Source organism: Enterococcus sp. GC34 (genome assembly GCF_040886645.1).
Taxonomy (GTDB): Bacteria; Bacillota; Bacilli; order Lactobacillales; family Enterococcaceae; genus Enterococcus; species Enterococcus faecalis.
Genome location: NZ_JBFOEF010000009.1, coordinates 106,103 through 113,311, shown reverse-complemented (window position 1 = coordinate 113,311; position 7,209 = coordinate 106,103). Strand labels below are relative to the sequence as shown.

The window sequence follows — 7,209 nt, the reverse complement described above, 5'->3', positions numbered from 1 at the left end:
TAACATATGAAATATCATGAGTATGTGCTTCTTTCAGCTATGGAGAGTTGTCCGAGAGGCCGAAGGAGCATGATTGGAAATCATGTAGGCGGTAAACACTGTCTCAAGGGTTCGAATCCCTTACTCTCCGTTTCATATTTACAAACTGGCCCGTTGGTCAAGCGGTTAAGACACCGCCCTTTCACGGCGGTAACACGGGTTCGAGTCCCGTACGGGTCATTTATTTTAATAGTAACATTCCTTTTTGGAGGTTTAGCTCAGCTGGGAGAGCACCTGCCTTACAAGCAGGGGGTCAGCGGTTCGATCCCGTTAACCTCCATTACTCGGTTGGTTCCGTGGTGTAGGGGTTAACATGCCTGCCTGTCACGCAGGAGATCGCGGGTTCAAATCCCGTCGGAACCGCCATTTAATGTTGTTACTTGAAAATTATTTGAACAAGCTTTTGTTTTAGGCGTGGTAGCTCAGTTGGTAGAGCAACGGATTGAAGCTCCGTGTGTCGGCAGTTCGACTCTGTCTCACGCCATTTATGGAGGAATAGCGAAGTGGCTAAACGCGACGGACTGTAAATCCGTTCCTTAGGGTTCAGTGGTTCGAATCCACTTTCCTCCATTTTAGGGGCATAGTTTAAAGGTAGAACAACGGTCTCCAAAACCGTTGGTGTGGGTTCAATTCCTGCTGCCCCTGCCATTTAATTATTTAATAGATACACTTTTTAAGATTACGGCGATCGTGGTGAAGTGGTTAACACACCAGATTGTGGCTCTGGCATTCGTGGGTTCGATTCCCATCGGTCGCCCTTTGTAATTTTATTGGGGTATAGCCAAGCGGTAAGGCAACGGACTTTGACTCCGTCATGCGTTGGTTCGAATCCAGCTACCCCAGTTTTTTTGTAACAAAAATGGAATATGGCGGTATAGCCAAGTGGTAAGGCAGAGGTCTGCAAAACCTTCATCACCGGTTCAAATCCGGTTACCGCCTTCCAAAATATCTTACCGGCGTGGCGGAATTGGCAGACGCGCTGGACTCAAAATCCAGTTCCTTCACGGGAGTGCCGGTTCGACCCCGGCCGCCGGTATACTAAAGACTGTTAAATCATTGATTTAACAGTCTTTTTTCGTTATAGTGGTGCGAAAATGGTGCGAATGAAATTTTTTATAGTTTTTCTTGTAAAAAAAAGTAGTTATTTAATTAGACAAAGGGCTTTAAATAGTTATTGAATATGGTCACTATTATTTTACTAGAAAATATAAAATAACTAAGTTAAAAGTAATATACAAATGAAGGTTTAAATGTATCAATATATAATCAAATAAGAAATTAAGACGTTCAAAATTTGAGCGTCTTTTTTTATATTCAAAATCAGAGAGGAGTATAAAAGTGAGAAGACCAAGAATAAAGAATAGTAAATTGCTAGCGGCTTTAGTATTGCTATTCCAAACTGTAAATACTGGTATAACACCACTTATCGCTCATGCAGAAGAAAGAGATTATCCTGAAGAAGTAACAATTGAGTATGATGCTAATAATATTTACAATGTTTCGGGGGTATATAATAATGGAAAAGTTTTTAATACGCATACAGCCCCTACCTATGCTAATTATAAAGGGAAGAAGCAACCTGTTTTCTGCATTGAGCCAGAGGTAGATATTATCGATCCAGTCAATCCAGGTTATGAAAAAAATCCTTTACCTGATATGTCAGACCGCGCAAAATTAGTTTCCATTTTATGGAAAAAGGTTGGTCAAGATCCTGATACCCAAGCTGTTGCGCAAAAAATCATTTGGCAAGCAGCCAATGGCTATACCATCCATACCATGACTCGTCCAGATGGCAGTACAGTAGATATTCCAAGCATTGAAGCAAAAATCAATAAAGTTGTCCAAGACTATCAAAAGAAACCCAGCTTTGATGGAACGACAACCAAACTAAACTTAGGAAAATCGACTGTTTTAACAGATACGAATCAATTAAACTTGTCCGAATTTGATAAAGTGGTCGAAAATACTGCGAACATTGACTATCATGTAAACGGGAACCAATTAACTTTGAGTACGAATGAACAGTCAAAATCGGGTGTACTCACACTAGAAAAGTCAGAAGGAAAAGGCACGCCAGTTGCTTATAAAAAAGCTGGTGTACAAACCGTGATGGCAGGTGCCATTGATAAACCAACGACTTATACAGTCAAACTGGACATAGAAACAAAAGGCAAACTAAAAATTACAAAAATAGATAAAGAGTCAGGTAAAAAATTGCCAGGAACCGTCTTTCATTTAGATTTCGGTGGAAAGTTTCCTACACAAGAAGTGACAACAGGGGATGATGGAACCAGCCTAATTGAAGGGATTCCTCATAACACAAAAGTGACTATTACTGAAAAATCTGTTCCAGCGCCGTATACGATTGACCCAACGCCGCTTTCTGCCACCATCAAAGCAGGTGAAACGATTGAAAAAGTATCTAAGAACCTTCGAGAAAAAGGACAGATAGTTTTAGATAAAAAAGGTGTTGAAACAGGAACCACCCTTTGGAACGAACATTACTCATTAGCGGGTAATCAGTTTGAGATACGTAAAGAGACCTCAGATGGACCGATTGTTCAAACGATAATTACGGATGCAAAAGGACATGCAGAAACGTCAAAAGATGTTTTGAAAGCATTAGAATTAGGAACTTATTATGTAACTGAGAGCAAAGCTAGTGCTGGGTTTGTAAATACGTTTAAACCAGTCAAAGTGGTCTTAGCTTATCAAAATCAAACCGTGCCTATTTCAGTAGAATATGTAAAAGGGACCAACCAAGAAATTACAGGACAAACCACTTTAACCAAAGAAGACAAAGATACAGGAGCGGACACGCAAGGAAATGCTACGTTTAAAGGGGCACAATATACTTTATTCTATGGAGAAACCAATCAAAATCATGCTAAAGATACACCTGTAAAATGGCAAGATGAAAGTCATCCAGAAGTTATAAAAGGTAAGAAAGCTTCTGAACAAGAAGTAACGTTAACCATTGATAAAGAAAATCAAGTGGGGGTGAAACACTTAGCCATTTCCAACTACTATTGGAAAGAAACCAAGGCACCTTCTTTGTAATTATAAAATAATTTTATTGTTAGACTAGAATTCGTAAGCGTAAAGCCTAAAATTAAAAGAAACCTGCTAATAAAAGTCAATGAAAAAAGTATTAGCTTATTGGGAGCTACATCATTAGCTTCAACAACATTACTAGGAGGAAGTGTATTTGTAGTAAGTGATACAGTAAATCCTGCTCCAGCAACAGCAGCTACATCTGTTAAAGAAGATAGATCTGACGATTAATCAAATTCCATCAAATCCTAAGAGATGAAAAGCTAAAATATTGTTGTAACGTAGAAAACTATGTATAACTCAGTTTTCTGTTTTAAAATAAAATAAGAATAAAAGAAAACACAATTCTAAGAGGATTGTGTTCTTTTAGGGTGGAATAAATGTTAAATAGGGAATTCTGGCAATAAATTAGCTTGGATATTGCTAAAATTATAATTACTAACATACAAATAACATTACGAAATATCAAGGTGAACAGAGTTTAAGCATAAAAAGATAGTCATACTTTTTATTTTGATTATTCTGTAAATGGCAAATGATCTTTATTGACACAACAGGTATTTTTTATTTCTTGACGATAGATACGAATCAGCTTCTTCATAAATTTTAGTAAATTGATTTACCAGTTTGGAGCTGATTGTTTCTATAAAATAAAGTTACAAAAGGAAAAGTTACGTGTCTGAAACGTCTATTAACATTGAATTTTATACGTTTTCATGTGACGAATAATGACATTCTAAGGAGGTGAACTATATGCGTGATGAAGAAAACAACGAAACTTTGATCAATAATGAACAAGTTGCTTGGTTCGAAGAAGTAGCCGATCAATCATTCGACGATGACGTTTTCGGTGCCTGCACTACTAATACATTTTCATTAAGTGATTATTGGGGAAACAAAGGAAATTGGTGTACAGCTACACACGAATGTATGGGTTGGTGTAAATAATTTTATAAAAAGGAGCTTTTATAATGAATAATGACAAACAAAATGAACCAAATGTGGATTTAGAGTTGGGTAAATACCTAGAGGCAGATTTAATTTCTTTAACAGACGATGAAGTTACAGGAGGAGGAACACCCACAATTACTATTCCTATTTCTATCGCTGTTTCAGGTTGGATTTCAGATAAAACATGTCCAACAAGCGTTTGTACGAGGGCTTGTTAATAAAATGAATGTGAGGTGTGAATGAATGGTTGTCTACAGCAAAAAAGTTTATCCCGAATTAGAGTTAAAAGATTATAATGAGCATATTTTACCCATAGTTCATTATATTGAACAATTAAATTTAAAAAAATTAATTGAACTGCCAACTATAGTAAATTATAAAACAGAGGAAAAATATCCATACTATAATGTATGTATGTCCATTACTAGCGAAATTTGGGATAAAGTTTGGAATAACAAATTAGACGCCTATGTTCACAATCCATTATCTTTCAAAGAAGCTATTTGCGATGATTTATCGCAAGTAGCTTTCTCTTATATGATACGAGGATTTTCTGAACATATAAAATTATTACAAAATGTCGAATTAGAAAATTCGTATTTACTTTATAATGAAACACTAAAAAGAAATAAGATGAAAGAATTTTCTGAGACGTATTTTGTTACTTGGAATAGATGTATTAACTTAATAATAAGTAGAATAAACTCTATTGTAGATACTGTCAAAAGAATACAGCAATACAGAATAGATATTGAGAAAAAATTTAATATTAATAGAGACTTAAAAATAGTGTATGTGAAGTCTGATGGTGATACGCATAATGACGGATCATCAGTGTCAATTATTTATTTTGAAGACAAACAAAAAATTATCTATAAACCACGTTCTGTTTCTGGAGAAGCCGGATACACCAAATTAATTATGGCTATCAATTATAAATTTAATTTGAATCTACCTGTGTTATCTGTGATTAATTGTGGAAATTACGGTTTTACCTCATTTGAAACTAGTGACGAAACTCAGGTTGATATGTATAAAGCTGGCCAACTCGCATGCTTAATGTACTTATTGAATGCGTCCGATATGCATTATAGTAATATATTATGGACACATAAAGGACCGTTGCCAATAGATCTCGAAACGTTATTCCACCCGTCTCGCAATAGATCCGGTATACCAGAATCTAGCAATAGTGCCTATGACTCTTTAGAAAAGTCTGTTTATGGTACTGGAGTACTACCAATTTCTATTAGCGATAAAAACAAAAGTGGTTCAGTTGACGTTGGTTTCACGGGAATTAGAGATAAAAACAGTGTTAGTCCTTTTAAAACCTTTGAATTAATCAACGGATTTAATTCTAACATTAAAGTTGTATGGCATAACTCAGCCACTGTTTCTGAAGATCTTATAAATGACTCGGAATATGAAAAACAGATTTATGAAAACTGTGCTAAAGTTGTCGATGGTTTTACTGATGTCTACTTATTAATACTAAAAAACAAAGAATTTTTTAGTAAAGAAGTAATAACATCTTTTAAAGGTGCTAAACTTCGTTATATCCACAATATGACTTATAGATATGAGCAAATATTACGAGTTTTAACAGCAACAGAACCTTCGAAAGATTTAGATATGGCACATTCACTATTATCTAGAATTGGTATTTTAAGTATGACTAGTGATAAAAATATTACTAAATCCGAATGTAGTCAATTGTGGAAGGGAGATATTCCTTACTTTACAATAAATTTTGATGGTACAGAAATTCATAGTAATAATGATATTGTATCCACAGTTAAAAATAGCCCTCAATCCGAATTTATTCGTAAGATGAAAAAACTATCACAAAAAGATTTAATTAATCAGCAACAAATTATACAACTAGCATTTGTTGCTAAATTAGCAGACCCACACGCGGAAGGAAAATTAAAACTAGAAGAGTTAGAGAATGGGAATCAAAAAGCTATAGAGAAAAAAAGTGATGGACTAAAAAAGACTACAGAGATAATTAAAACTATTAAATGGTTTTCTCAAAATTTATTAAATTCAGTACTTGATGATCGATATGAACATTTGCCAAAAACTTGGGTAGGTGCAGTAGCTAAAAACGGGAATAATGGATGGACACCTGGAGTTTTAGGATACGATTTATATAGTGGCAGAATAGGTCCTGCACTAGTGCTATCTATTGTAGGTAATCAGTTTTCTGATATTGAGGCTACAAATATTTCCAACGATATATTTGAAAAATCTGCTCAAATCCTCGAAAATCAAAGTTTTGAATTAAGGAATGTGTTGTTGTCAGGTACTGGAGCTTTTTCAGGTATCTCTGGGTTACTTTGGGCAATGTATCATGCAGGTACCATTACAAATAACCAACGATGGAAAAACGTCGCTATTAATTCTTGGGAACTTTTAAGAATGGACTTAGAAACTGTTGACAATAATTTTTTTGATATGATTAATGGAAAAAGTGGTGCGATTATAATGCGCTTACAGATGCAAGACACTTTCCATCCAAAACAAGAATTTTTAGATAAGTGTGTTAATTTAGCTTATGAAAAAATTAACGAAATTGATAGTTATATGACTTCTGGAGTTGCACACGGATTAGGACATTTACTTTGGTTTTTTTCTATAATTAATCAAAGAATAAAAGATAATAAAATAAAAAAATTAATTATAGATATAGATACTGCTATCAAGAAGAATTACACAAATAAAGAAGGTGTCATCGAAACTTACTTAACTGAACAGAATGAGCATGTGTCCTCTTCATGGTGTAATGGGTTGTCAGGCTTACTAATTGCTTACTATGAGGCCTATAAAGCGGATGCATTACCAAAAGTATCAGTAATATCTGTTATAAATCAATTGAAAACCATACCGATCTCATGCGTTCCTGTCCTTTGCCATGGGAGTTTGGGTGTTCTCACTGCTTTAGAATATGTCCACGAATCTTTTCCAGAAGAAACAAAAATACTGATTCATAATATAAAAAATACATTTTGTTCCCCAACATATATCTATGAATATTTTAAAGAAGGGAAAGGTCGATATACACTAAGTCCAGGCTTAATGTCAGGAAAAGCAGGGGCATTGTTACACTTATGTAAACTAGCAAATAGTGATTTGAAAATATCACCTTTATTGTTAGGTGTATAA

General features: G+C 34.8%; 3 protein-coding genes, 11 tRNA genes and 1 pseudogene. All 15 read left to right on the top strand.

What is annotated here, in order from left to right:
• Window positions 1-41: 41 nt before the first annotated feature.
• A tRNA-Ser gene (locus AB3I72_RS10665) sits at window positions 42-130 on the top strand.
• Between the two features lie 17 nt (window positions 131-147).
• Window positions 148-219, top strand: a tRNA-Glu gene (locus AB3I72_RS10660).
• A 27-nt stretch (window positions 220-246) separates the two neighbouring features.
• Window positions 247-319: transfer RNA gene (locus AB3I72_RS10655), tRNA-Val, on the top strand.
• A gap of 10 nt (window positions 320-329) precedes the next feature.
• Window positions 330-405: transfer RNA gene (locus AB3I72_RS10650), tRNA-Asp, on the top strand.
• A gap of 45 nt (window positions 406-450) precedes the next feature.
• Window positions 451-523: transfer RNA gene (locus AB3I72_RS10645), tRNA-Phe, on the top strand.
• Between the two features lie 5 nt (window positions 524-528).
• A tRNA-Tyr gene (locus AB3I72_RS10640) sits at window positions 529-609 on the top strand.
• Window positions 610-613: 4 nt separating this feature from the next.
• Window positions 614-687 (top strand) — tRNA-Trp (locus tag AB3I72_RS10635).
• A 36-nt stretch (window positions 688-723) separates the two neighbouring features.
• Window positions 724-796 (top strand) — tRNA-His (locus AB3I72_RS10630).
• Between the two features lie 14 nt (window positions 797-810).
• Window positions 811-882: transfer RNA gene (locus tag AB3I72_RS10625), tRNA-Gln, on the top strand.
• 25 nt (window positions 883-907) lie between these two features.
• Window positions 908-978 (top strand) — tRNA-Cys (locus AB3I72_RS10620).
• A 13-nt stretch (window positions 979-991) separates the two neighbouring features.
• Window positions 992-1,075, top strand: a tRNA-Leu gene (locus AB3I72_RS10615).
• A 302-nt stretch (window positions 1,076-1,377) separates the two neighbouring features.
• A pseudogene (locus AB3I72_RS10610) lies at window positions 1,378-3,090 on the top strand (collagen binding domain-containing protein); the annotation flags it as partial.
• Between the two features lie 756 nt (window positions 3,091-3,846).
• A complete protein-coding gene (locus AB3I72_RS10605) occupies window positions 3,847-4,041 on the top strand; it encodes a plantaricin C family lantibiotic (RefSeq protein WP_010824504.1) in 195 nt (64 codons plus the stop codon).
• A gap of 23 nt (window positions 4,042-4,064) precedes the next feature.
• Window positions 4,065-4,262, top strand: a complete 198-nt coding sequence (locus AB3I72_RS10600; protein ID WP_010824505.1) for a class II lanthipeptide, LchA2/BrtA2 family — start codon at window positions 4,065-4,067, stop codon at window positions 4,260-4,262.
• A 25-nt stretch (window positions 4,263-4,287) separates the two neighbouring features.
• Window positions 4,288-7,209 carry a type 2 lanthipeptide synthetase LanM gene (gene lanM, locus AB3I72_RS10595; protein WP_033600438.1) on the top strand — a complete coding sequence of 974 codons (2,922 nt, stop codon included), beginning with the start codon at window positions 4,288-4,290 and terminating at the stop codon, window positions 7,207-7,209.

Coding starts and splice junctions, on each gene's coding strand:
- AB3I72_RS10605 (WP_010824504.1), top strand. CDS start 3,847: ATGCGTGATGAAGAAAACAACGAAACTTTGATCAATAATGAACAAGTT.
- AB3I72_RS10600 (WP_010824505.1), top strand. CDS start 4,065: ATGAATAATGACAAACAAAATGAACCAAATGTGGATTTAGAGTTGGGT.
- lanM (WP_033600438.1), top strand. CDS start 4,288: ATGGTTGTCTACAGCAAAAAAGTTTATCCCGAATTAGAGTTAAAAGAT.